This is a genomic window from Pseudactinotalea sp. Z1748 (assembly GCF_049725185.1).
GTDB lineage: Bacteria > Actinomycetota > Actinomycetes > Actinomycetales > Beutenbergiaceae > CALKWS01.
In genome coordinates this window covers 54,588-78,131 of sequence record NZ_JBMPQB010000005.1, presented here as the reverse complement: position 1 = coordinate 78,131, position 23,544 = coordinate 54,588, and the positions used below count along the sequence as shown (strand labels likewise).

Annotated in this window: 18 protein-coding genes, 1 other RNA gene and 1 riboswitch; of the genes, 3 read left to right on the top strand and 16 right to left on the bottom strand. The window is 70.4% G+C overall.

From position 1 onward, the window contains the following. Positions 1-3: 3 nt before the first annotated feature. The 4 genes from ACO0LU_RS12010 to hemE are packed head-to-tail and all read right to left on the bottom strand — an operon-like array spanning position 4 to position 4,242. A complete protein-coding gene (locus tag ACO0LU_RS12010; protein WP_424791595.1) occupies positions 4-837 on the bottom strand; it encodes a uroporphyrinogen-III synthase in 834 nt (277 codons plus the stop codon). After that, positions 834-1,793: a hydroxymethylbilane synthase gene (gene hemC, locus ACO0LU_RS12005; RefSeq protein ID WP_424791594.1), complete on the bottom strand. Its 960-nt coding sequence runs from the start codon at positions 1,791-1,793 to the stop codon at positions 834-836. The genes ACO0LU_RS12010 and hemC overlap by 4 nt, the downstream gene beginning before the upstream one ends. Then, entirely contained in the window at positions 1,790-3,184 is a 1,395-nt protein-coding gene (locus ACO0LU_RS12000) for a protoporphyrinogen/coproporphyrinogen oxidase (RefSeq protein WP_424791593.1), read from the bottom strand. The genes hemC and ACO0LU_RS12000 overlap by 4 nt, the downstream gene beginning before the upstream one ends. An 8-nt stretch (positions 3,185-3,192) precedes the next feature. Continuing rightward, complete coding sequence (gene hemE / locus ACO0LU_RS11995; protein WP_424791592.1) at positions 3,193-4,242, bottom strand: uroporphyrinogen decarboxylase; 1,050 nt, start codon at positions 4,240-4,242, stop codon at positions 3,193-3,195. A gap of 44 nt (positions 4,243-4,286) precedes the next feature. Between hemE and ACO0LU_RS11990 the strand changes: the two genes are divergently transcribed. Further along, positions 4,287-5,699 (top strand): glutamyl-tRNA reductase, encoded by a 1,413-nt coding sequence (locus tag ACO0LU_RS11990; protein ID WP_424791591.1) that lies wholly within the window; start codon positions 4,287-4,289, stop codon positions 5,697-5,699. A 97-nt stretch (positions 5,700-5,796) separates the two neighbouring features. Here the strand turns inward: ACO0LU_RS11990 and nrdJ are convergent, their stop codons facing one another. From nrdJ to ACO0LU_RS11965, 5 genes are all read right to left on the bottom strand, one after another. Beyond that, complete coding sequence (gene nrdJ, locus ACO0LU_RS11985; protein ID WP_424791590.1) at positions 5,797-7,917, bottom strand: ribonucleoside-triphosphate reductase, adenosylcobalamin-dependent; 2,121 nt, start codon at positions 7,915-7,917, stop codon at positions 5,797-5,799. Between the two features lie 92 nt (positions 7,918-8,009). Beyond that, positions 8,010-8,876 (bottom strand): ECF transporter S component, encoded by an 867-nt coding sequence (locus ACO0LU_RS11980; protein WP_424791589.1) that lies wholly within the window; start codon positions 8,874-8,876, stop codon positions 8,010-8,012. Further along, positions 8,873-10,573, bottom strand: coding sequence for an ABC transporter ATP-binding protein (locus tag ACO0LU_RS11975; protein WP_424791588.1), 1,701 nt, complete (start codon positions 10,571-10,573; stop codon positions 8,873-8,875). Before ACO0LU_RS11975 ends, ACO0LU_RS11980 begins: the two co-directional genes overlap by 4 nt. Then, on the bottom strand, positions 10,570-11,646 hold the full coding sequence (locus ACO0LU_RS11970) for an energy-coupling factor transporter transmembrane protein EcfT (protein WP_424791587.1): 1,077 nt from the start codon (positions 11,644-11,646) through the stop codon (positions 10,570-10,572). The genes ACO0LU_RS11975 and ACO0LU_RS11970 overlap by 4 nt, the downstream gene beginning before the upstream one ends. A 4-nt stretch (positions 11,647-11,650) precedes the next feature. Continuing rightward, complete coding sequence (locus ACO0LU_RS11965; RefSeq protein ID WP_424791586.1) at positions 11,651-12,361, bottom strand: hypothetical protein; 711 nt, start codon at positions 12,359-12,361, stop codon at positions 11,651-11,653. Positions 12,362-12,484: 123 nt separating this feature from the next. Continuing rightward, a riboswitch (cobalamin riboswitch) is annotated at positions 12,485-12,553 on the bottom strand. A 161-nt stretch (positions 12,554-12,714) separates the two neighbouring features. Between ACO0LU_RS11965 and ACO0LU_RS11960 the strand changes: the two genes are divergently transcribed. Beyond that, entirely contained in the window at positions 12,715-13,269 is a 555-nt protein-coding gene (locus ACO0LU_RS11960; protein ID WP_424791585.1) for a cob(I)yrinic acid a,c-diamide adenosyltransferase, read from the top strand. A 53-nt stretch (positions 13,270-13,322) separates the two neighbouring features. On the opposite strand, the gene ACO0LU_RS11955 is transcribed toward ACO0LU_RS11960, so the two are convergent. The 4 genes from ACO0LU_RS11955 to ACO0LU_RS11940 all read right to left on the bottom strand — a co-directional run bounded on the left by ACO0LU_RS11955 (position 13,323) and on the right by ACO0LU_RS11940 (position 18,353). Further along, positions 13,323-14,558 (bottom strand): endo-1,4-beta-xylanase, encoded by a 1,236-nt coding sequence (locus ACO0LU_RS11955; protein WP_424791584.1) that lies wholly within the window; start codon positions 14,556-14,558, stop codon positions 13,323-13,325. A gap of 89 nt (positions 14,559-14,647) precedes the next feature. Next, entirely contained in the window at positions 14,648-15,577 is a 930-nt protein-coding gene (locus tag ACO0LU_RS11950) for a carbohydrate ABC transporter permease (protein WP_424788371.1), read from the bottom strand. Continuing rightward, positions 15,574-16,614, bottom strand: coding sequence for an ABC transporter permease (locus ACO0LU_RS11945; protein ID WP_424791583.1), 1,041 nt, complete (start codon positions 16,612-16,614; stop codon positions 15,574-15,576). Before ACO0LU_RS11945 ends, ACO0LU_RS11950 begins: the two co-directional genes overlap by 4 nt. Positions 16,615-16,694: 80 nt before the next feature. Continuing rightward, positions 16,695-18,353, bottom strand: a complete 1,659-nt coding sequence (locus ACO0LU_RS11940; RefSeq protein WP_424791582.1) for an extracellular solute-binding protein — start codon at positions 18,351-18,353, stop codon at positions 16,695-16,697. A 316-nt stretch (positions 18,354-18,669) separates the two neighbouring features. Here ACO0LU_RS11940 and ACO0LU_RS11935 point away from each other — a divergent pair, with 316 nt between their 5' ends. Then, complete coding sequence (locus ACO0LU_RS11935) at positions 18,670-19,656, top strand: LacI family DNA-binding transcriptional regulator (RefSeq protein WP_424791581.1); 987 nt, start codon at positions 18,670-18,672, stop codon at positions 19,654-19,656. Between the two features lie 51 nt (positions 19,657-19,707). On the opposite strand, the gene ACO0LU_RS11930 is transcribed toward ACO0LU_RS11935, so the two are convergent. From ACO0LU_RS11930 to ACO0LU_RS11920, 3 genes are all read right to left on the bottom strand, one after another. Then, positions 19,708-20,916, bottom strand: coding sequence for a glycosyltransferase (locus ACO0LU_RS11930; protein ID WP_424791580.1), 1,209 nt, complete (start codon positions 20,914-20,916; stop codon positions 19,708-19,710). 135 nt (positions 20,917-21,051) lie between these two features. Then, positions 21,052-21,419, bottom strand: a transfer-messenger RNA (tmRNA) gene (gene ssrA / locus ACO0LU_RS11925). A 110-nt stretch (positions 21,420-21,529) separates the two neighbouring features. Next, positions 21,530-23,476, bottom strand: a complete 1,947-nt coding sequence (locus ACO0LU_RS11920) for a DUF2207 domain-containing protein (protein ID WP_424791579.1) — start codon at positions 23,474-23,476, stop codon at positions 21,530-21,532. Between the last annotated feature and the right edge of the window lie 68 nt (positions 23,477-23,544).

The window sequence follows — 23,544 nt, the reverse complement described above, 5'->3', positions numbered from 1 at the left end:
ACATCAGTGGTCGGCTCCTGGGTCGGGGTGGCGGTGACGGAGTGAGTGGACGGCGGCCGCGATGAGGCCTGCCGGGGTCGCCTCCGGTGCGACGCCGCCGACCCGCAACCCGGCCTGCTCGGCGGCGCGCCGGGTGGGGTCACCTATGACGGCGATGGCGGTGGAGGAGGGCGGCGGACCGAGAAGCGTCACGAGGGCGCGAACCGTTGAGCCCGCGGTGAGGAGGATCACGTCGGGCCACGGTTCGGTCAGCCGTGCCCGCGCAGCGGCGTCGAGGTCCGCGCCCTGGGTGGTGTAGACGTCCCGGCGGTCCACGTCCCAACCCCGCTCGCGCAGTCCCCGGACCAGTTCCGGCGCGGCGAGGGCGGAGCACGGCAGGAGCACGCGACCGCCGCCGCCGGGATGGGGGAAGCCGGCCAGGAGCGTCCTGGCCGACTCCGGGGCGGTGGCGCACAGGTGGGGCGGGTGCCCGATGCCGGCGAGCGCGGCGGCGGTGGCGGGGCCGACGACGGCCAGTCGGGTGCCGGCCGCAACAGCACGGCGGAGGCGCTCCCCGAGCGGTGTGCCGGTACGCGCTGCGTAGTCCGCGAGCACCGAGACCGTGCGAGCAGAGGTGAGCACCAGCCACGCAGCACCGCCGAGTGCGAGAGCGTGCTCCAGCACGGTGTCGTGGGCCGGCACGGTCTCGGTGAGTGCGACGGTCACGGGCACGGCCCCGGCCTCCTGGACCGCGCGCGCGATCGGGTCCTCGGCGCCGGCCCGCGGGACGAGCACTCGCAGGCCGGAGAGCGGCGAGCCCGGACCTGGGGAGTCTCTGCTGACCGAGGCCTCGGTCACGGGGTTGCTCTGGTGAGTTCGCCGGCACCCTGCCCGATGAGTTCGGTGCCGAGTTCGTGGCCGAGTTCGCGAGCGCTCGCCAGCACATCATCACGCCGGCCCGTGAGGTCCACCGACGTCGTCCCGGACGAGCGCAGCACCCGTCTACCGTCGATGGCCGCCGCAACCGCCTCGAGCCTGAGCGTCTCGCCGTCCAGCGTCGCGAGCGCACCGACGGGGGCGGCGCAGCCGGCCTCCAGGCTGGCGAGGAGTTGGCGTTCGGCGGTGACTTCGATCAGGGTCGGCAGATGATCCAGGGCCGCCAGGGCCCGACCCAGCGGCTCAGGCACCTCGGCGCGGGTCTCGATGGCGAGCGCACCCTGACCGGGAGCCGGCAGCATCACGGCCGGGTCGAGGACGTCGGTCGCGCGGGCGGCGAGCCCGATGCGCGCGAGGCCGGCGAGCGCGAGCACGACGGCGTCGAGATCGTCCTCGGTGCGAGCAAGCCGGGTTGGGACGTTGCCGCGGATGTCGACGACGTCCAGGTCCGAGCGGGCGGCGCGCAGTTGGGCGGCTCGGCGGGGGGACCCGGTTCCGACACGGGCGCCTCGCTGCAGTGTGGCGAGGGTGCGGCCCTCCCGTGCGCACAGCGCGTCCCGGGCATCCGCACGAACCGGAACGGCGGCGATCCGTAACCCCGGGGCAGGCGCCGTGGGGAGGTCCTTGAGCGAGTGGACGACGACGTCGACCTTCCCCGCACCCAGCGCCGCGCGCAGCGCTCCGGCAAAGACGCCGGCACCACCGAGCGAGGCGAGGGACTCGGTGCGGACGTCTCCCTCGGTGCGCACGATGCGCAGCTCGAAGGGCCCGGCGCCGGCGGCAACGAGGTCGTCCGCGACGCCTCCGGCCTGGGTGCGGGCGAGGTCGGAGCCCCGGGTGCCCAGCACCCAGGGACTCGAGTCGGAGGTGGCGCTCACAGTGCCACCCTCTCATCGGAAGGCCGTGCAGCCGCGCGAGGGGCGGGCGCGGTGGCCGGGCTGCCCAGCATCGGGGCGAGCGACCGCGACCGCGTCACGACGGCGGGCAACCCCGTGCCCGCGACGAGCCCGCCGGCAAGGTGAAGACCACGCCCGGCCATCGTCCGGGACAGGTCGAGCACCGCATCTCGAACCTGCGGATCCGCCGGAACGAGCGCTCCGGCGTGGTGGACCACCGTGCTGTCCCGCACCTGGTCGGCCCGAAGATCGGTGCCGAGCAGGCGGGCGGCGTCCGTGACGATGTCGAGGGAATCGAGGGGTGGTTCCTGCCCCGGCCGGCCGTAGGAGAGTCGGATCACATGCCGCCCTGGCCCGGCGGCCCGGGCGGCCCAGTCCCACTTCGCGGTGACGTGGGTCAGCGCTTTGGCCCCGGGCACACCCTCTGCGGCGATGACTCCGCTACCTCGGGGGGCCTCGTCAAGTTCTGGAGCGTCGAGGAGTAGCGTGATGTGGGTCGTCGGCTGACCCGTGGTCGTCCGCAACGCGTGGGTGTCGACGTGCGGTTCTAGGAGCGCGAGGGTGGCGACCCCGGACGTCGCCACGACGACGTCGCGCGCCTCCGGGACGTCCGTGCCGCCGGCGACCACGACCCGCCAGCGCCCGCGGGAACCGGACTCGATCGCGGCGACCGGGGCGCGCGTGAGCAAGGTGGCGCCGTGGGCGCGTGCGGCCTCCGCGAGGGCCTCGGCGAGGAGGTGCATGCCTCCGGTGACGGACGCGACGGCGGGCCCCTCGGGCAGGGTCGCGGCGACGGCGGCGGCAAGCGACCCGGTGCGCCCCAGCGCGTCGCGAAGGCCCGGCATGACACTGTCGACGGGCAGCACCGACGGATCGGCGCCGTGGATCGCCGAGACGAGAGGTCGCACGAGGCGCTCGAGCAGCCCCTCGCCCATCCGAACGGTGATGAGCGTCGCGAGGTCGCGGGCGTCGGAGCCGGGGGTCGGGCCCAGATCGGCGTCCAGCGCCGCGCGCCGCGCCGCGGCCTCACCGATGGCGGCGACGACGTCGGGGGCGCTCGGGTCCGCGGGGATGCCGAGCATGGCGCGGGCCGGGGCGCGGAAGGCGCCCTGTTCCGGGGTGACCAGCCACGAACCGTGCGCCGGCAACTCCGTGGGCAGCCCGAGTTCGGCGCACAACTCGGCCACCGCGGGCCGCCGCACCGCGAACGCTTCCGGCCCGCGGTTGACGATCACGCCGCCGACGTCGAGCGGACGCACGAGCCCACCGAGATGGTCCGACGCCTCGACCAACGTGACCCGGCGTCCGCTGCGGGCCAGCTCCCACGCCGCAGTCAGGCCGCCTATACCGCCGCCGACGACCACGACGTCCATCGCATCCCTCATCGTGCGTGCGCGAGTTCGACGATACGGGTGAGGACGCCGGGATCTGTCTCGGGAGGGACACCGTGGCCGAGGTTGAGCACATGCGCCGCGGCCGACCGCCCCCGGTTGATCACATCCTCCACGTGCCGCTGGAGCACGTCCCACGGCGCGGCGAGCAGTGCCGGATCGATATTGCCCTGCACGACGGTGCTGGGACCAAGCCGCCGGACAGCCTCGTCGAGGCCAATCCGGTGGTCCACTCCGACGACCTCGGCACCGGTGTCGCGCATGAGAGTGAGGATCTCCGAGGTGCCGGTTCCGAAGTGAACCCGTGGCACCAGGCCTTCGACAGCGGACAGGACGCGGGCGGAGTAGGGCGCGACCCGCTCACTGTAATCGGTGACCGAGAGCGAACCGGCCCACGAGTCGAAGAGTTGGACCGCGCGTGCCCCGGCATCGATCTGGGCGAGGAGGAACTCCGCGGTACGGTCCGCCGCCCAGGTCATCAACCGGGCCCATGCGGCCGGGTCTGCGTGCATCATCGCTCGGGCGGCGAGGTGATCCCGTGAGGGCCGCCCTTCGACGAGGTAGGCCGCCAGAGTGAACGGGGCACCACCGAAACCGATGAGCGGGACCGGTTCACTCCGACCGTTGAGCTCGCGCACGGCGAGCCCGACGCCCTCGCGAATTGCCGTCATGTCGCCCCCGGGTAGCGCGGTGAGGCGGTCGACGTCGGCGGCCGTGCGCACTGGCGAACCGATGACCGGGCCCACACCCCGGACGATGTCGACGTCAACACCCGCCAGGCGCAGGGGGATGACGATGTCGGAGAAGAAGATCGCGGCATCCACGCCGTGCCGCCGCACCGGCTGGCAGGTGATCTCCGCCGACAACTCCGGCCGGAGACACGACTCGAGCATCTCGGTTCCCTCCCGGACCTTCCAGTACTCCGGCAGGGACCGGCCGGCCTGACGCATGAACCACACGGGCAGTCGTTCCGGCCGGGTCCCGGAGTAGGCGGACAGCAGGGCGGAGGGGGTCGACGAGAGATCATCAGATGAATTCACTCGAGCATTGTGTCAAACCTCGCGGGATTAGTTAACCTGCCAGAATGCCGCTCGCCATCCTCGCCGCCAACCACCACGACGTACCCCTGCCCGAACTCGAGAGACTCTCGGTTGGTGCCGAGGCCGCCGGCGCTCGCCTGGCCGCCCATCCCGCGGTCAAAGGTGCGCTCGTGCTCTCGACCTGCAACAGGGTCGAGATCTACCTCGAGCCGACAGGGGCCGAGACCGATGCGATCGAGGCTGCCCGCCAGGCACTCGCCGAAACATCCGGGACATCACGCGCACACGTCGCCGCCCGCACGTCCCACGCCGTCGGCCAGGAGGTCGTCCGACACGTCTTCGAGGTGGCGGCGGGCCTGGACTCCATGGTCGTCGGTGAGCGGGAGATCGCCGGTCAACTTCGCCGCGCCCTGCAGTCCGCCCGCGCGGACGGGACGACGTCACCGACTCTGGAGGACGTCTTCCAGCGCGCCTCCCGTGCATCGCGCCGCATCGCCGTGTCCACCGACCTGGCCGCCGCCGGCCGATCGGTCGTGTCCATCGCCCTCGACCTCGCCTCAGCACGCACATCGCGTGCGGGTTGTCCACGGGAGGTTCCAGCCTGGAGCGACGCAGACGGACCGCGGGTGCCCGCTGGCACCTGGGCCGGAGCGCGCGCCGTCGTCGTCGGCACGGGCGCTTACGCCGGTGCGACCGTCGCCGCCCTGCGCAAGCGGTCGTGCGCCGACATCAGCGTCTGGTCCTCCTCCGACCGGGCCGAGGAGTTCGCCGCGAAGAATGCCGTCGTGCCTCTGGCCGCCGACGGTCTCGTCGCGGCACTCGCGAGTGCCGACCTCGTCCTCTGCTGCCGTGGCACGGGCACCCCGGTCATCGACGTCGATACCGCCTCCGACGCCCTGGCGATGAGATCGCCCGCGAGGACTCCCCTCGTTCTGGTGGACCTCGCCCTCCGTCGCGACGTCGCCGCCGGCGTGGCCGACCTTCCGGGTCTGGTGTTCCTGGACCTGAACACCGTACGCAGCCACGCGCCGGCAGCGACCGACGGCCAGGTCCACCGTGCGCAGGAGATCCTCGCCGAGGAGGTGGAGGAGTTCTTCGGGCGAAGAGCGGAGAGGGCCATGGACGATGTCATCGTTGCCATGCGTGAGCACGTCGGTGGTGCGCTCGAGGCAGAACTTGCCCGGCTACCGATGTCCGGTGTCGTGGACGCCGGCCAGGCGACGCAAGCCCTACGCCGGCTGGCCGCCAAACTCCTCCACGACCCCACTGTCGCCGCACGCGCGGCGGGCCGGGAGGGTCGCAGTCAACAGTTCATCGAGGCGCTGACACTCGTCACCGGCATGCAGGTACCGCGCGAGGACCCACTAGCGCGTGGCCGTGCGCGCCGGACGACGCCCCACGACACGTACGCCGCCGGAACCATGCCGGGCGCACGCGCCCTGGTGTCCCCGAGTTGAGCGTTCGCCCCGATGTCGGCCGGCACGACCCTCCGGCACGGGGCTGGTCTCGCAGCCGAACGCGACGGTACCGCCTTGCCCTCGGGTCCGTGTGGCTTCAGGTGGCGGCGTTGAAGTCCGCGTTGATCTTCAGGTCGTCGATCTCGCAGTCATCGGTCTCGCAGAACGCCTCACCGATGGCGTCGATGGTCTCCATGTCGCCGTCGTAGATCGCATCGAGGAAGGCCGGGATGAGTTTCTTCGTGGCCGCCTCGTACTCCTCCCGGGTGATCTGGGTGTAGGGCATCTGCGGATAGGTGAAGTTACCCTGCGGCAGGAACGAGGCGGTCTTGAGCCGACCGGCGTAGTCGGTCAGGATGTCCCCGATCTGGTCGCCCTCGGACTCGGGGTCGAAGGACAGGGTCACCGAGACGGAGTTGTCCGACCAGTACTTCTGCGCCAGCGCGGCCAGCTCGGCCTTCTCCCGTAGTGACACGTCCTTCTCCGAGCGGCGGGCCGCGGACTTGACCGGGAAGAAGATCACCGTGGTGCCGGTCGGGTCCTCACTGGCCGGCTCCACCCGGTACCCGGCGGCCTGGAACAGGGTGACCAGCGGGTCCTCGTTGCGGAACCGGATCGCCCGGTCGAAGTAGGTCCCGCCCGGGGCCCAGTGCACCCCCGGGGAGACCCCGGCCACGATGGACACGGTCCCGCTGGGCTTGACGGTGGTGGTGCGGATGGACTCGCGCACGGCGAGCTTCTCGGACAACTCCGCGTCCCAGGACCGGACCGCCCGGTAACCCTCATCCATCCACTCCACCAGCACCTCGGTGCTGTGGTTGTCCACGAAGTCGGCGATCCCCGACATCGAGGTGCCCACCCGGCGGTTGCGTTGCATCACGGCGTTGGTGCGCTCCCAGTGGGTGGGCAGCAGCGTGACGATCTTGCCGTAGAGGAAGGCAACCTTGAGGGTGGCCAGGAAGTCCTCCTTGGACTCCGCGCGGGAGGGGAAGGACTCCACCAGGGTGCAGCACTCGAAGGACTCCAGGGGCTGCTCGGCGCAGGGGTTGTAGCCCATCACCCGGTGGTCCTTGTGGTCGGCCGGGTCGGCCAGGCGACCGTAGGCGCGCGTGGTGTCCAACCAGATCACACCGGGCTCACCGTTGCGGGAGATCGCCTCGGTGACGCCGGACAGGTCATCGCCGGAGTTGACCACCACGGAGTTGTTGCTCATCCAGGCCCAGCCAGGTGCCTGCGCGTCGTAGGAGTTGCGCTCGGGGAAGACCTCGGGGTTCTTCAGGTTGAGGAAGTCCGGGTCGTCCAGTTCCCCGAGCAGGATCTCGGCGGAGCGGCGCACGTTGCCGGCCACCACGCACACACCGATCAGGTTGCCGATGTCGGCGATGTCCCGGGTGGTCAGGGCCTGGCCGCCGCGGCCGTGCAGCACGCCCCGGATCGCGGTGTGCAGCCGGTGCAGCGGCGCCGGCCCCGCGGCGGTGCCGCCGAAGGTCCTGATCGGTGCGCCCTTGGGGCGGATCCGGGCGTAGTCCATCGCCGGGAGCTCGGTGCCCTTGAGGTAGGCGTCGATCACCATCGCGGTGGAGTCCACCCAGCCCTCGCGGGTGTCGGGGATGGTGAACACCGGGGTGCCGGCCTCCACCACCGGGCGCAGTGCACGTCCGTCGGCGTCGATCTCCAGGCCGGTGGCCGAGTCGTGCACAGTGGGGTCGGCGATGGTGAAGCCCTTCTTGGCCCCGCGGGTGTCGAAGCCCACCCCGACCCCGAGCATCGAGGCCTCCATCAGGAACGTGAACGGCGCCGAGGGGTCCTGCTCGGTCATGTCCTCGGTGGACACGAACGCGCAGTTCTGCAGCGGGGCCGAGTTGCCCACCTCGTTGACCAGCGGGGTACCCATCACCCACAGGCCCCGGCCCGGCGGGGTCCACTTGAGCTGGAACAGCCGCTCGTAGGCGTCCTGGGCCATCTCCTGGGCCTCCGCCTCGTCCCAGGGCAGGCGCTGGGAAATGTAGTGGTCCTTGAGGATGGAGAACATGCCCTCGACAACCCGGCTGCACACCTCGTGCCAGCGTTCCTTGGTGCCGTCCTCCCGCTGGCGCGAATAGGTCCGCAGAAAGGTGATCTCACCCAGGGAGTTGCCGGCGGCGTCGGCATAGCCCCACGGCACCTGCCGAGTGGCGTAGGAGTCGACGAACGTGGACGGGAGTTGGAAGGAGAACATCAGGTGAGTTGCTTTCTTCGGTGTGGCTGGGGCGGCTGGGGCGTGAACGACATCAATGTAATTCGCTGGATGACCAACGCTACACCTAGTAGTCAGGGATCGGAACGACCACCAGATCTTGTGTTCGGCGTGTCGGCGTGTTCTCCGTCGGCGTGTCGCTCCACAGCGGCCGGAGCGGGTGCGAACCCGACCTGGCTGGCCCCCCGGCGAAGGGTGGCCAGCACCAGCGGACCGATCACCACGATGCCCACCACCGTGGTGATCGCGCGCCCGATCTCCCACACCAGTGAGGTGGTCACCGCGTAGACGAGGAACCGGTGGATGTTCTCCCCCGTCGCCGCCCCGGGAACGAAGGAGAGTTCGGTGCCCAGGCCGAGTTGGAAGGGCCAGAAGGAGAAGTTCATCGCCAACCCGTACCCGACCGAGGCGATCACGGCGTACCCGGCGAGCATGGCCACCTCCCACCGTCCGCGCACCCCGCGGGGCAACAGACCCGCACCCATCGCCACCCAGGAGGCGGCCAGCATCTGGTAGGGCAACCAGGGCCCGACCCCGCCCGTGAGCAGCGCCGAGGCGAACAGCGTGGTGGAGCCCAGCGCGAACCCGAAGCCGGGGCCCAGCACCCGCCCACCCAGCACCAGCGGCAGGAAGACGGTCTCGATCCCGGCGGTGCCGCCGGCCAGTGGTCGTAGCACCACCCCCACGGCAGAGAGCAGGCCCAGCAGCGCGACCGCCTTCACCCCGATGCCCCCGTCGGCCAGCGCCACCAGCAACACCACCAGCACCAGGCTCAGCACCAGACCGAGCGCGATCGGGACATGATCGACCTGGATGAATCCCTCGGTCATCACCAACGGCCAACCGAAGATGACCAGGCCGACCGCGGTGGCGGCGGCCAGCACCACGATGGTCCGGGGCCGCAGGGGCACGGCCGGGGTAGCGTCCGGACCCCGGCTCATGCCCGCGCCTCCAGTGCCCGGCGCACCTCGGCCACGGTCAGGTAGCCCAGCGGGTGCAGGATCTTCGCGGTCTGCGGGGCCAAGGTGGGCGAGGCGACCAGGATCTCCCGCGCCGGGCCATCGGCCACCACCTGTCCCTGCGCCAACGTCACCACCCGGTGGGCGCAGCGGGCCACGAACTCCACGTCGTGACTGGTCAGGACGACGGCGTGGCCGGCCCGGGCACGAGCGGTGAGCACCCGGGCCAGCGCTTCCTTGGCGCCGTAGTCCAGGCCGCGGGTCGGTTCGTCCAGGAGCAGCACCGGCGGATCGGCGGCCAGTTGGACCGCGAGCGCCAGCGCCAGCCGTCCGCCCTCGGACAGGTCCGCGGGGTTGGTGGACCTGTCCAGGCCGGGAACGATCCGGTCGAGCAGGTCCGCGGTGGTACCGTCGGCCGCCCCGGCATCGGTATCGGCTGCGGCGCATTCGGCGGCCACCGACTGGTGGTAGAGCAGGTGTGCCGGCGTCTGGGGCACCAGGGCCACATGGCGGCGGGCCCGGGCCGCCGGCAACGCGGCCGGGTCCGGTGTTCCCGCTGCGCGGAGCAGGTTCACCCGTCCGCCCGAGCGTGACCCGGTGCCCTGCAACGCCCAGAGCAGGGAGGACTTGCCGGAACCGTTGCGACCCATGACCGCCAGGACCTCACCGGCATGCAGGGTCAGGTCGAGGTCGTGCACCGCGGTGACGTCTCCGTAGGTGACGCTCAGGCCGCGCGCGCGCAGCAGCCCCTGCCCGGGTGCACCGCCGGTTCCCGGTCCGCCTGCGTCGTCGTCGGTGGTTCTGGCCGGCCGCCGCGATCGGGGCGAGCCGGTGCTGCCGGGTTCCCGCGCGCCGTCGCCGACCGGCGGCCCCAGCCGTGCGCGCAGCGGCCCGGCACGCCGGCGCGCGTCCCGCACCGACAGCGGCACCGGGTCCCACCCCGCGAGGCGACCCAGTTCCACCACCGGAGGCGCACTGTGACTGGCGGCCAGGACCGACCCGGGCTCCCCGTAGGTGACCGTGCCGCCGGGGTGGACCTCGAGCACGGAGTCGGCGAACTGAATCACCCGCTCCAACCGGTGCTCGGCCAGCAGCACGGTGACGCCCAGATCGTGCACCAACCGGGTCAGGGCCGCCAGCACCTCCTCGGCCGCACCGGGGTCCAGCGCGGAGGTCGGCTCGTCGAGCACGAGGATCCGCGGTTGGGCCGTCATCACCGCGCCGATGGCCACCCGCTGCTGCTCCCCGCCGGACAACTCGGTCAGCGCCCGGTCCCGCAGCGGGGCCAGCGCGAGCAGGTCCAGGACCTCCTCGACCCGCTTGCGCATCACCGGGCGGGGCAGGCCGAGTTGTTCCAGGGCGAAGGCCAGTTCCTCCTCGACGGTATCGGTGACGAAGCCCAGCAGCGGGTCCTGGGTGACGACCCCGACCAGATCGGCCAGGTCACGCGGAAGGTGCGTCTCGGTGTCCCGCCCGTCCACGAGTACCCGGCCGGTCAGCACGCCCCCGGTGAAGTGGGGCACGCGGGCGCAGGCGGCACCGAGCAGGCTGGACTTTCCCGCCCCGGTCGCACCGGTGACCAGGCACAGTTCCCCCTCGGGGATCGCCAGGTGCACATCGCGCAGCACCGGGGTGGCCGATCCCGGGTAGACCAGGCTGACCGATTCGAAGCGGATCATCGCCCACCCCGTCCCAGCAGCGCCGGCACCACCAGCAGGAGCGCTGCGGCGATGACGCCAAGCGGCAGGCCCAACCACGTCAGCGGGTCCGGGTGCGCCCGGTCACCGGCCAGAACGACGGCGAGGCCGGCCGATGCGCTACAGGCCACCACCGCGCTCTCCCGGATCCGCCACGGAGCGGCCCGGTACCGGGTGCGCCGGACCCGGCGGGAGGCGTGGGCGGTGGTCAGCGCGCCCAGCACGGCCGCAGCCGCCAGCACCGGCAGACCCAGCCAGCCCGGCATCGTGGCGTCGAGCAGCCCGTAGGTGCCCACGCCGGCGAGCAGGACCGCCACCAGCAGGGCCAGGTTCAGCCCGGCCGAGGCCCGGCCGCGGGTGCGCGCGTAGCCACGGGAGTCCATCGAGGCGGCCAGTGCGATCGCGCGATCCATCGCGTCGGCCAGCACCGGCCGCACGTAGCCCAGCACCACCCGGGGGCCGGAGCCCTCCACGCCCCGTAGCCGCCGGGCACGCCGGACGGTGCGGGCCGAGGCGATGAGCTGGGGAGTGACCGTGACCGCGATGACCACCGCGGTGGACAGGTCGTGCAGCGCGCCGGGCAGGTGGCGCAGTACGTGCTTGGGGTTGGCCAGGGCGTTCGCGGCGCCGAAACACACGATGATCGCTGCCAGGGCGATCGCCCCGGACAACGCGTGTACCAGCCCGCGGGACTCGATCGGACCGAGCAGCGAGATGCCACTGGCCCACTCCGGCAGCGGCAGTGCCGGCAGGGGCACCAGCACCGGCCCGCCGGTGCGGATGCCGAACAGCACATGGAAGCCCAACCGCAGCACGATGACCGCCGCGGCGATGTACAGGTACAGCCGGAAGATGCGGGTCCAGGGCGCCGCCGACCTGCGCCAGAGCACCACCGCCACTACCGCCCCGGTGAGCAGCAGGACCCCCACCGGATCGCCGGTGCGGGTCAGCGCGATCACCGCCGCCCCCGCCCAGGCCCACCACGCCAGCGGCTGCAGCTCCGGAACCCGGGGGCGCACCAGCGGGGTGGGAGGGGCCGGGGCCACGGCGGTCATCGGCTCAGTGCCGCCGGCGGTTGAACCAGACGGCGGCCACGACCGCGACCGCGAGTACGGCGAGCGCCAGCACCACCCAGATGGTGGTGCCGGCCCATGCCGTGCGGTCATCGGTCGCACCGTCGTCGGTGGTGGTGTCCTCGGCCGCACCGTCGTCCTCGGCGGCCTCCTCCGACCCCGGCGCAGCGTCGTCGTCCTCCCCGCCGGTGGCGCCGTCGTCCGCGGGGACGCCGGCCCTTGAGACGCTCTCCTCGAGTGCCTCCTGCGGTGTGATCCGGGGTCCGGCGTTCCCGTCGTGGTAGCGCCAGCCGTCGATGTCCCCGGGCGCGGGATCGGTGCCATCGGCACCGGCGGTGTGGGCGACCCACTCCCCCGATGTGCCGGTCCAGTATGACCAGAAGGAGCCGTCGAATTCCTCCGGGCACGGGTCGGGCATCGCGTCGATCGCGCAGACCATCCCCGGTGTCGAGTCGGTGGCGGTGAAGCCGGCACCCTCCAGCGCCTCGCGACCGTTAGCGGGGTCCCCCGGGGCGAAGCCGACCTCGATCGTCCCGCCCAGGTCGGTGAAGTCCACCACCACGGTGACCCCGTCCGCGCCGGGCGCGGAGTCGGCGGCCGCCGGGGCATCGAGTGCGGCCGGTGCGAGAACTAGTGCGGCGGCGGCTGTGAGAGCGAGCGCGAGCCTGCGCCGGGGGCGGGTGCGTAGGGAGGACATCGGACGCCTTTCTGGCGGTCACGGCAGGGTCCTCGGCCCGCCGGGTGCGCGTGCACCGCCGGCGCCTACGGACTCCCCTCCGCAGACCACGACGGACAGAGCCACTTCTTCCGGCCCAACCCAGGTGTTCCGACTGATCGGGATGTCCCGATTCACGGTTGCGGGTCAGTGCCGGATTCACACCGGCTTCCCCTCGGTAGGGCCTGGTCCGACCATAGCCGCTTCCCGCCGCCTGCGGAACGCCGGCATCGGCACCGGGGAGTTCCGGCACTCCCCCACCCACCCGGGTGTCCCGTTCGAAGCCGGCGGTGCGAGCCCTTCCTGGCCGAGCGTGGTGGTGCCATGCTGAGGACATGGCGACGAAGATCTACACCAAGCGGGGCGATGACGGCTCCACCGGACGATTCCTGGGCGGGCGGGTGTCCAAGGCCGATCTGGTCGTGGAGACCAGCGGTGACGTCGATGAGGCGATCGCCGTGCTCGGGGTGGCCCGGGCCGGCTGCGAGGACGAGTCGCTGGCCGGACTCATCCTGTACCTGCAGCGTGAGCTGTTCGTGCTCGGGGCCGATGTGGCCACCCATCCGGAGCGGCGTGACCGGCTCGAGGAGGGCGTGTCCTTGGTGACCGAGGCCATGGTCACAGCCCTGGAGGAGATCATCGACGAGCGCCTCACCGTGCGCCCGCTCGAGCCGGTCTTCCTGGTCCCGGGCACGACGACGACGTCGGCTCACCTGGACGTGGCACGCACCGTGGTGCGCCGGGCCGAGCGGCACGCGGTCGCAGCGCTCGGGTCCGGGGCGGTCGTCGCCGAACCGGTGCTGCGCTACCTGAACCGGCTCTCCGACCTGCTGTACGTGCTCGCCCGGGACGCCAGCGGACCCGCACCCGAACCGACGAGCCGGGGCTGAGGCGGGAACTCTTCGGCGGCGGGCGGATCCGATGTTCGAGCGAGCATCCGTGCTCAGGTCAGCACCACTGTGACCTCCTCGTTCCCGGACTCCAGCACCACCTCGGCCGTCGCGCCGCCGGCTTCCACCTCGTAACGCCCGGCGAAGCCGCTGAGTTCCACCCGGCCCTGATCATCGGTGCGACCGGTGGTCGGCGTGAGCCACCAGTCCTCGCGGACCAGGGTCCGCAGCGCGTGGTAGGCGGGTTTGGGTGAGCCGTCGGCCCGGAGCAGGCCGGCGGGCGCACCGAGCCAGGCATCCGCGCCGTCACCGATGCCCCAGTAGGTGACCGAGTCGACCGCGGGGTGAGCGACGAGCGCGGTGTAGTGCGCCACGATGTCGGCGGCCTGGCGTTCCTCGCCCTCGGGCGTGCTGGGCCAGTCGGGGACCTGGTGATCGTTGAGGTCCTCGATGTGCTCGGGCATGAGATCACCGGAGACCAGGGTGGTCTCGGTCCAGTGCAGCGGCAGGCCGAACCTGGCGAACCGGTCGCAGGTCTCGGTCAGGAACTCCTGGCCACGGAACCCCTGATGCATATGGGACTGCAACCCGATCGCGTCGATCTGGATCCCGGCCTCGAGGACCTGCTCGATCAGATGCTCGTACTCGGGGCCGAGGTCGAAGTCGTTGAGCACCAGGTGCGGGCGCACCCCGGCGCTGCGCGCCTCCTCCACGGCCAGGCGCACCATCTCCACCCGCCCTTTCTGCGCGCACAGGCGCGAGATCGCGTTGGGCACGCCATCGGGTTCATTGGTGAACCTGGGCATGATGACCACCTCGTTGATCGCGTCCCAGGAGTCGATCAGTCCCGCGAAGTGACCGACCTCCCGGCGGATCCGGGCCCGCAGCGACTCCTCGGCCTCGGTCAGGGGCAACTGATCCACCCACGGGGCCTTGACCGTGTGCCAGACCAGGGGGTGGCCCTTCAGACGGACCTCCCGCTCGGCGAACCACCGGGCCGCGCGCAGCAACGCCTCGCGCTGGGTGTGGCCCCGCTGTGGTTCGTACCGGCCCCAGTAGAAGGGCAACGTCGCGGTGTCGAAGAGATCGAGCCAGAGGTCCTGGTAGGCAGGATCCGCATCGGCCACCTCGAAGGCGGCGCAGCCGAACCCGAATGCGTGCTGCCGTTGCTGGAGGTGGACCTCACGTCGGGCGATGGGGGTCCCGTCCGGTTCGGTGAGGCGAAGCCTCGTGGTGGTTCTGCGGTGGTCCAGGGAGACGGCGGCGCTTTCTCGTTGGTTGAGGGACATCGGGTTTCCTTTCGAGGGCATGGCGGACGGGGGCGAGCGGGGGCGGGCGGCCCGTGCACCGGGCCCGGGTTCGGCTGGTGGACTGCCTGTCAGCCCTTGATCGAGCCGAGCATGATGCCGGAGACGAAATAGCGCTGCACGAACGGGTAGACGCACACGATCGGGATGATCGTCAGGATCATCGTCACCGCCTGGATGTTGGCCGAGATCGCCGCGGTGGTGCTGCCCGCCATTGCCGCCCCCTCACTCGTTGCCGAGGATGCCCCTGCGATGAGGTTGCGCAGGAACAAGGTCACCGGGAACAGGTCCTGCCTGTCCAGGTAGAGGAAGGCGGCGAACCAGTCGTTCCAGAGCGCCACCGAGTAGAACAGCGTCATCGTGGCCAGGACCGCCTTGGACAGCGGAAGCACGATACGGGTGAAGATCCCGAACCAGCCCAGCCCATCGATCTGTGCGGCCTCGTCGAGTTCGGTGGGTTGGTTCTCGAAGAAGGACTTCATCACCAGCAGGTTGAACACCGAGATGGCACCGGGGATCACCATCGCCCACATGGTGTTCTTCATCCCCAGCGCCGTGATGAGTACGTAGTTGGGGATGATGCCCCCGTTGAAGAACATCGTGAAGATCGTGAGCCCGATCAGGAAGTTCCGGCCGCGCAGATGTTTCTTGGAGAGCACGTAGGCGAACACGGTCGTCAACGCCATCGCGATGGTGGTGCCCACCACGGTGTACACCACCGTGTTGCGGTAGGAGTTCCAGAACAGGTCGTTCTGAGCCACTGCCCGGTAGGTGTCGGTGTTGAATCCGACCGGCCAGAAGCTCACCATCCCGGCGTTGACCGCACCGGCACTGGAGAAGGACTGTGCGAGCACGGTGATGAACGGGTACAGCATCAGCATGGAGATCAGGATCAGCACACCGTTGTTGGCCCAGGTGAAGATCCGGTACGCACGGGTGTCGCTGGGGCCGACCGGCTTTCCGGACCCGCTCGGTGTGGCTGTGATCGCGCGCTGGGTCACCACAGGCTTGCTCCTACCAGTCGACGGGAAATGAGGTTCGCGCTGACGACCATGACCAAGCCGATGATCGCCTGGAACAGTCCGATCGCAGCGGCATAACTGAAATTGCTGGAGACCAGGCCGACGCGGTAGAGATAGGTGGAGATGACGTCGGCAGTGGAATAGGTCAACGGGTTGTAGAGCAGGAGCACCTTCTCGAATCCGACGTTGAGGAACGTGCCGATGTTGAGGATCAGCAGGGTGACCATCATCGGGCGGATCCCGGGCAGGGTCACGTGCCAGGTCTGCCGGAGCCGGTTCGCCCCGTCGATCCGCGCCGCTTCGTACAGGGAGGAATCGACCGTGGTCAGCGCGGCCAGGTACAGGATCGTGCCCCAGCCCACGGTCTGCCAGACCTCCGAGCCGACGTAGATGGTGCGGAACCACTCCGCCCGTTGCAGGAACGGGATGGCCTCACCGCCGAACGCCTCGATCACCTGGTTCACGGTGCCCTGCAGGGAGAGCAGTTGCATCACCATGCCCACCACGATCACCACCGAGAGGAAGTGCGGCAGGTAGGAGATCGACTGGATCACCCGTTTGAAGGTGCGCTTGCGGACCTCGTTGAGCATCAGCGCCAGCACGATCGGCAGCGGGAAGCACACCACTAGCGTGAGCAGCCCGAGGATCGCGGTGTTGGCGAAGACGTTCCAGAAGTTGGGATCGGCGATGAACATGCGTACGTACTGCAGGCCCACCCACTCGTCCCCGAGGATGCTGCCCCCGGGCCGGAACCGGCGGAAGGCGATGGCGTTGCCCACCATCGGCATGTACCGGAAGATCAGCAGGAAGATCACGGGCACCAGGGCCATGGCGTACAGCACCCAGTCGCGCCGAAGTGCCTTGCTCCAGGGCACCTTCGTGGACTTCTTCGTTGGCGCCAGCCAGGACCGTGGTCCGCGTCGGGGACGCCACGAGCGTTCCTGTCCCACCGGTGCTCCGTCGCCCACCAGCACCTCGCCACCGGGTGCCGGGCCGGCTGTGCGAACTGAACTCATCTGTTAGTCCTTCACCAGAGTTGACCGAGGTCGGTGGGCCGGCGGCGTGGTGCCGCCGGCCCACCGGCAAACGGTGCGTGTCAGCCCGCGTTCTCGGCGTTCTCGCGGGCCTCGTTGACGAGGTCCTCGTAACTGGAGAGCCCCTGGGACTCCAACTGGCCCAGGAACGCGTCCCACTCGGACAGGTCACGCTGGCCGATGATGAACGCCAGGGTCGCGGTGTCCACGGTGTCCTTCAGGGGGGTACCCCACAGCGCGGCCTGCTCCAGTTGCGCCTCGGTCAGCGGGGCGTTCGGGAACGGGTCGCGTGGGGTGCGGGTGGACAGCACCGTGTCGATGTAGTCCACGAACTCCGGGGCGTTGTAGGACTCCTTCAGCGCCCGGGACTCGGTCGAGCCGGCGAGCACGTCGTTGCTGAAGCCGAGGTCGCCGATGTCGGTCTCGGCGCCGACGTTGATGTTGAAGGACTCCAGGGAGTACTCGGGGTTCAGCGTGATGGTGCCGTCGTCGTCCTTGGTGTAGTGCTCACCCTCGATGCCCCACTGCAGCATCTCGCGGGCCTCGGGGTTGTAGTACAGCCAGTCGACGAAGTGCAACAGGTCGCAGAAGTTCTCATCCTCGGCCGCGTGTGAGGACAGCATGAACCCGTTCCAGAAGTTGCGCGGCTCCACGACTTGCCCGGCGGGGCCGCCGGGCGGGGCGATCTGGGTGAGTTCGTAGTCGGTGACGCCGGCCGCATCGAGGGCTTGGGCGAACTCCTGCACGGTGCCGGAAGCACCCGAGGCAGCGAACACCTGCTCCGATGCGAACTTCTCCGTGACCGTGCCCATGCCGTCGTTGGCGTCGGTCAGCGATTCGGTGTCCAGCAGCCCGTCGTCGGCCAGGTCGTGGAAGTAGGTGACCATCTCCCGGTATCCGTCGGTGGTGGGAGCGTAGACGAACTCATCGGCGTCCTCGTCGAACCACATCCCGGTGCCGAACCCCCAGCCCGCTACGGTCCCGAAGGCGTGCGAGGCGTAGTTCCACATCGAGTGACCCTCGAATCCGTCAGCGAGAGGCCGGCTGTCCGGATAGGCCTCCTTGATCAACTCCAGGCCCTCGCGCAGGTCCGCCCAGGTCTCCGGCGCCGGAGCGCCCACCTCGTCGAAGATGTCCTGGCGGATGATGAGCGTGAAGACCGGGACGGAGACCTCCTGCAGCCCCGGCGTCATGTAGTACCTGCCGTCGGCCTGGCGCAGGTTCTCCACCATGTCTTCCAGTTCCCACTCCTGCACGTACTTGGTGAAGTTGGGCATGTAGTCGGAGTAGTCGCTCAACGGGACCACGGCACCGGAGGCCGCGTACTGGCGCTCGTCGCCGGTGTAGATGAGCGGGATGATCTGCGGCGCGTCACCGGCGCTGATCAACAGGCTGCGCCGCTCCTCGGCGTCACTGAAGGACATGTTGGTCAGCTCCAGCGTCACGTTCGTGCGCTCGGCGATCTCATCGAAGAGGATCCAGTCGTCGGTGATCGGGTTCTCCGGCCAGTCGGTCCACAGCATGGAGAAGGTGACGGGCTCGGCGGCACTCCATTGCTCGTCGGCAACGCTCTCCGAGGAGCACTGAAGTCCGCCCGCGGCGGCCCCGGTGCCCTCCGCGCCCTCTCCGCTTCCCGGATCGGACGTGGTGTCGCCGTTCCCACCGCCGCACGCGGCCAGCCCGAGAACCGCGGCCAGGGTTGCGGCGCCGACTGCACTCACGCGCTTGCGCCGAAACGATGTTGCCTCTGATGACATCTGTCTCCCTCTCCTTCGAGTCAGGACCGCGGACAAGGGCCCGGGGCCTGGTGTGGAATGCCGGATCGGGCAAGCCTCGATCCGGCGGTCTCCGGCACCTGCGCCGGTGACGTTCTGTACGGCGTCGATTCTGCGCGCGTTCGGTAGCCCTCTCTCGCATCGTTGGGATCGCACGTGATTAATCGATCAAGCACGTAGAGTGTGGCATGAGGGGGCGCCCCCGTCAATGCGCCTCGGAAAATCTGCGACAATCGGCGCTCGGAGGTTCACCATGGTCACCATGAGCGATATCGCTCAGCGCACCGGCGTCACGGTGGCGACCGTCTCGAACGCGTTGACCAACCGCGGCCGGGTGTCCCCCGAGACCCGCGCCAGGATCCACCTGGTCGCCGAGGAACTCGGGTACCAGGTCAACCTGACCGCTCGCCACCTCCGCGTCGGGCGCTCGAACGCGATCGCCTTCATCGCGCCGAGTTTCCACGACTACTTCAGTGATATCGCTGATGAACTGGCCATCCACGTCGAGGCCACCGGCCGGCATCTGGTGCTGGAACGCACCAGCGCGCGCACCGAGAGCGAGTTGGAAGCGGTCGCCCTGCCCCGGCTGCGGATGTTCGACGGCGTAGTGCTGTCCACCGTCGGCCTCAGCCATGAGGACATCGAGAAGGCCCGCCACCGGGTTCCACTGGTGTTGCTCGGTGAGCGGACGATGCCGAGGTCGGTCGATCACATCCGGCTCGCCAACGAGGACGGCGCCCGGCTGGCCACCGCACACATGCTCGCCAACGGCGCGCGCCGCGTCATCGTGCTGGGCGGTTCGGCGCAGGAGGACGCCGGGATCTCCTCCTCCCGGCGCGCCGGGTGGGAGGCCGCCCATGCCGAGGCCGGTCTCGCCGTCGACCCCCGGTTGATCGTGCCGTTGGGCGACTACACGATGCACGACGCCCGGGAGGCGATGCGCGACGTGCTCGGTGAGGGCCTGGCCTTCGACGCGGTCTTCGCCGTCACGGACATGCTCGCGCTGGGCGCGATGTCGGCGCTCTGGGATCACGGCGTGAGCATCCCCGATCGCGCCCAGGTGGCCGGCTTCGACAACCTCGCGATCTCGGACTACCTACATCCGGGCCTGACCAGCATCGATCCCAACCACGAGTTCGTCACCGGTGAGGCGATGCGGCTCCTGGAGCAGCGCATCGCCGGGGACGAGGTGCCCGCGGAACACATCGTCAGCCCGGTGTCCCTGATGGTGCGTGGCTCCACCCGTTGACGGCCCTGTTGCGGTCGCAAGACCCGGATCGGTGGCTACCCAGCGCGGCGGTCAGCCCAGCCCAGTCGTGGGCGTGCCCGCACCCAGGAGTCGCCGGTAGACCCGCTCCCAGCCTTGCGCGGTGGCCCGCCAGGTGCGGCGCAGCGCCAGTTCGCGGCCCTGTTGTCCCAGCGCGGCAGCGCGGTCCGGATCGGTGAGCATCCCTGCGATCGCATCGGCCCAGTGCTGCGGGTCGCGGCTGGGCACGATCAGGCCGGTGACGCCGTCGTGGACCGCCTCGCGCAGCCCCCCGGCGCCGGAGGCGATCACCGGGACCCCGCATGCCGAGGCCTCCAGCGCGGTGAGCCCGTAACTCTCGGAGTGCGAGGGCACCAGCACCGCACGAGCGGTGGCGAAGCAGCGTGCGAGCCGGGCCCGGGCGACCGCGCCGTTGAACTGCAACCGGCTCGCCACGCCGAGCTCGGCGGCGAGGGCCCGCAACTCCTCGTCATAGCCGGGGTAGGCGCCCGAGGGCGCTCCGAGCACGTGCAGGTCCGGTCGGATCTGCGCAGGCAGCAGAGCCAGGGCGCGGATCGCCAGGTCCACGCCCTTGAGCGGTTCGAGGCGGGCTGCCAGCACCAGGGTGGAGCGAGGCTCGCCCTCGATGGGGTGGAACAGTTCCACATCCACCCCCGGCGGCACCACGAACACCCGCTCGCCGTCGGCGCCCAGGCGGCCGGTGACGGTGGCGGCCTCGGCGTGGCTGACCGCGAGCACGGCGTCGCTGGTCTTCGCTAGGTGACGTTCGCCGTCGATCCTCCCGGGACCCTCCGGTGGTTCACCCTCGCCGAGCGGGCGCCCGTTGGGCGCGGCAATGGAGTGGTAGGTCTGCACGTGCGGGCGGCCATGGTCGACGGCGAGGGGCTGGGCGGCCATCCCGGAGAACCAGTGGTGGGAGTGCACGATGTCCCAGTCGCTCCACTGCGCGGCCAGCGCCGCACCGAAAGGGGCGATGAAGTCCTCGTGCTCACGTTTGCCGGCCGGGGCGGGCGGGCCGGCGGTGAGGTGATGGACCACCACGCCGCTGGGCAACTCGAGGCGGTCCGGCAGATCCGCGGCGGCCCGTCGGGTGAAGATCTCCACCTGGTGTCCCAGGCCCGCGAGCGCGTCGGCGCTGTGCCGCAGCATCACGTTCATGCCCCCGGCGTCGCCGGACCCGACGTCGGCCAACGGCGAGGTGTGCAGGCTGATCAGCGCAAGCCGCAGCGCTCCGGACGGCATGTGTTCAGATTATGCCTGCCCACCACGGCTTCGGCCCAATCGGGGCGGTTCCACAGACCTCCGGGAGACCTCCGGGCGGGTCCACGTGGGAGCAGAACAAGAAGGCCGGATCCAGGTGGATCCGGCCTTCTCGAGGGGTGGAGGTGGCGGGAATTGAACCCGCGTCCGACAGTGAGGACCCAGGGCTTCTCCGAGTGCAGTCTGCTATCGATTTTCTCGGCCCCAGCGCTCACGCAGACAAGTCGCTGACAGGCCCAGTCACCTGAGTGTCCCAGTAGCCCCGGTGACGAGGACTACCAGCAGTGGCTCTCTAGTCGACGCCAGGATCCGGGACGAGAGCTAGCCCGGGCTGACGGACTTCAGGACTCGCTCAGGCGGCGAGTGCGAAGTCGGTGCGCTTGGAATCAGCACCTATTGGTTTGCAAGGAGCGTTGACGAGATGACCTTGCATCCTCGACTCGCTTCCCCTGGAACGACAACCGTCGTCGAAACCGATCACCCCCTGTGGAATTGTTCTGCACCGACCAGTGCGCAAGCGCGGGCCAGCGGCACCAGTCTAGAGGGATAACCACGGGGGCGGCGAACCTATTCCCGCGCGCGGGCCCTGGCGGGACTACCAACCCCCGCCACCACCGCCGCCGGCGCCGCCACCGGCGAAGCCTCCGCCGGAGATGGCGGAACCACCGGTGCCGGCGGAGACCACGGCCGCGTCGGCGGCCGAGGAGAAGGAGGCCATCGACGCACCGAGGGCACCGGCCCAGGACGCCGAGCCCAGAGCCGGCCCGGAGTACCAATCCGGCTCGGGCACCGGCCCGCCGCTGCGGGCGATGTCCTCAAAGACCTTTGCCCAGCGGTCGGTCACCTCGAAGGCGATCGCGAAGGGCAGGTAGCGGGAGAAGATGTCCTCGTCCTCCTCGAACCGCAACTGGTTCGCCTCCGCGGTCTCCAGGTACTTCTTGAAGCCCAGCGACTGCACCAGCACCGCGGTTCCGGACGCCGTGCGCGCCGGGGCGTAGGAGGCGGCTACGGCCACCGCGACCGCAGTGGCGATGACCGGGAGCCCCAGCACGCCCAGTCCGAGGGTGAATGCCAGGACGAGGCCCAGCCCGATTCCGACGACGAAGAGGCCGATGGCGGCCAGCCACCAGCGCATGCGCACCTGGGCCGGGGAGGTGCGGAACCAGCCGCGCTCGGTCACCTCCGCATACAGGTCCTGCTGCAACTGCGAGCGCATCGCGGAGAACTCCCCGGCGATCTCCCGCAACTCCACCGTGCGCTCCTGGCCGGGGAAGAGCGTGGTGAGTACGTCGCGCTCATAGGCGAGCAGATCCGGATGGTTCAACTCGGGGGCACGCTCGGGGCGGGTCAGTCGCCACTGCTGGGCCTCGTCGTCGCCTGCGTACTCCTCGATCCGGAAGTATCCACGCACAGCCAGGTCCACGATGGTGGCGGTGACATCGTGGGGATCGGCGACCTCATCGGCCAGTGTGCCCATCTCCCCCGGGCGCACCCCGGCCGGGGGTTGGAACTGCACCGCGATCGGGCCGCCGCGGCGCGGACCCACGGCCTCGTCGTCGGGCTCGGTTGCGGTGGCGCCGGGGGCAGTTGCGCCAGCCCCGGCAGCCCCGTGATGGCCGGCACCGTCATCACGGGTACCGCCATCGCCGCCATCGCCACCCAGGCGTGCGGTGCCACTCGTGCGTGCCGGGGTGAGGCCGGGCGTCACGCCCATGTACTGCTCATCGCGTCCGCGCCCGCGTGCCACGAGCACCACGAGGCCGACGCCGAACAGAGTGGCCCCGGCCGCGCCCAGCCCGGTGGCGCGGGTCAGTCCGATCGTGTTGGCGAAGGTGTGCCGGGTGGTCAGGATCGGCTGGGCGCCACCGAAGGTGCCGGCGGGAAACTGCACCGCCACCGACATCGGCTGACCGGGATGCAACAGTCCCTGATGCAACTCGGCCCCCTCGGCGCCGACCACCGTGGCCGAGCACTCGATGTCCGAGCCAGGGTCCCCGGCCCAGCAGGCCGCCTCCTCGGGCGCTTCGGTGGCGGACACGGTGATGCGGATCTGCGCGAGCGGCACCTCGAAGTCCTGGCCGATCACCTGCCAGTAGATCTCGTCCTGCCCCTGGTCCCCCACTCCGGAGACCGCGATCCCGTCCACCCGATAGGTCAGCGTGTAGCGCTGCAGGCCGGTGATCTCGACGTCCTCATCACCGATGTAGACCGCGACGGCGTTCTCGGCGTCCTCCACCCGCACGTCGGCGGGAGCTCCCGAGGGCGAAATGGCCTCGAAGCCGGAGTACTCCAGCACCCGGTAGTGGTCCGGGTCGTCGTCGATGGGTTGGCGGTCCACGAAGGTCAGATAGGGACCGTGGGCCTCCTCGGCACCGAAGTCGAACTCGAGATCGACCTGCACCTGCGCCACGCCGTCGGCATCGAACTGGGCATCGACCTCGTAGCGGGTGATGGACCACTCGTCCCCGGCGGCATGGGCCGGCGGGGCGAACAGAGCCGGGATGGCCAGCACGGCGGCGCCTAGCAGGGTGAGGATCCACACGCGCGTCCGCACGCGCGCCGGACCACGGCCGGCCGCACGTGACAGAGCAACCCGCGTCACGGCGTCGG

Coding starts and splice junctions, on each gene's coding strand:
- nrdJ (WP_424791590.1), bottom strand. CDS start 7,917: ATGTTCTCCTTCCAACTCCCGTCCACGTTCGTCGACTCCTACGCCACT.
- ACO0LU_RS11975 (WP_424791588.1), bottom strand. CDS start 10,573: ATGATCCGCTTCGAATCGGTCAGCCTGGTCTACCCGGGATCGGCCACC.
- ACO0LU_RS12000 (WP_424791593.1), bottom strand. CDS start 3,184: ATGGACGTCGTGGTCGTCGGCGGCGGTATAGGCGGCCTGACTGCGGCG.
- ACO0LU_RS11980 (WP_424791589.1), bottom strand. CDS start 8,876: ATGAGCCGGGGTCCGGACGCTACCCCGGCCGTGCCCCTGCGGCCCCGG.
- ACO0LU_RS11965 (WP_424791586.1), bottom strand. CDS start 12,361: ATGTCCTCCCTACGCACCCGCCCCCGGCGCAGGCTCGCGCTCGCTCTC.
- ACO0LU_RS11955 (WP_424791584.1), bottom strand. CDS start 14,558: ATGTCCCTCAACCAACGAGAAAGCGCCGCCGTCTCCCTGGACCACCGC.
- ACO0LU_RS11930 (WP_424791580.1), bottom strand. CDS start 20,916: ATGCCGTCCGGAGCGCTGCGGCTTGCGCTGATCAGCCTGCACACCTCG.
- ACO0LU_RS11960 (WP_424791585.1), top strand. CDS start 12,715: ATGGCGACGAAGATCTACACCAAGCGGGGCGATGACGGCTCCACCGGA.
- ACO0LU_RS11970 (WP_424791587.1), bottom strand. CDS start 11,646: ATGACCGCCGTGGCCCCGGCCCCTCCCACCCCGCTGGTGCGCCCCCGG.
- ACO0LU_RS11945 (WP_424791583.1), bottom strand. CDS start 16,614: ATGAGTTCAGTTCGCACAGCCGGCCCGGCACCCGGTGGCGAGGTGCTG.
- ACO0LU_RS11935 (WP_424791581.1), top strand. CDS start 18,670: ATGAGCGATATCGCTCAGCGCACCGGCGTCACGGTGGCGACCGTCTCG.
- ACO0LU_RS11990 (WP_424791591.1), top strand. CDS start 4,287: ATGCCGCTCGCCATCCTCGCCGCCAACCACCACGACGTACCCCTGCCC.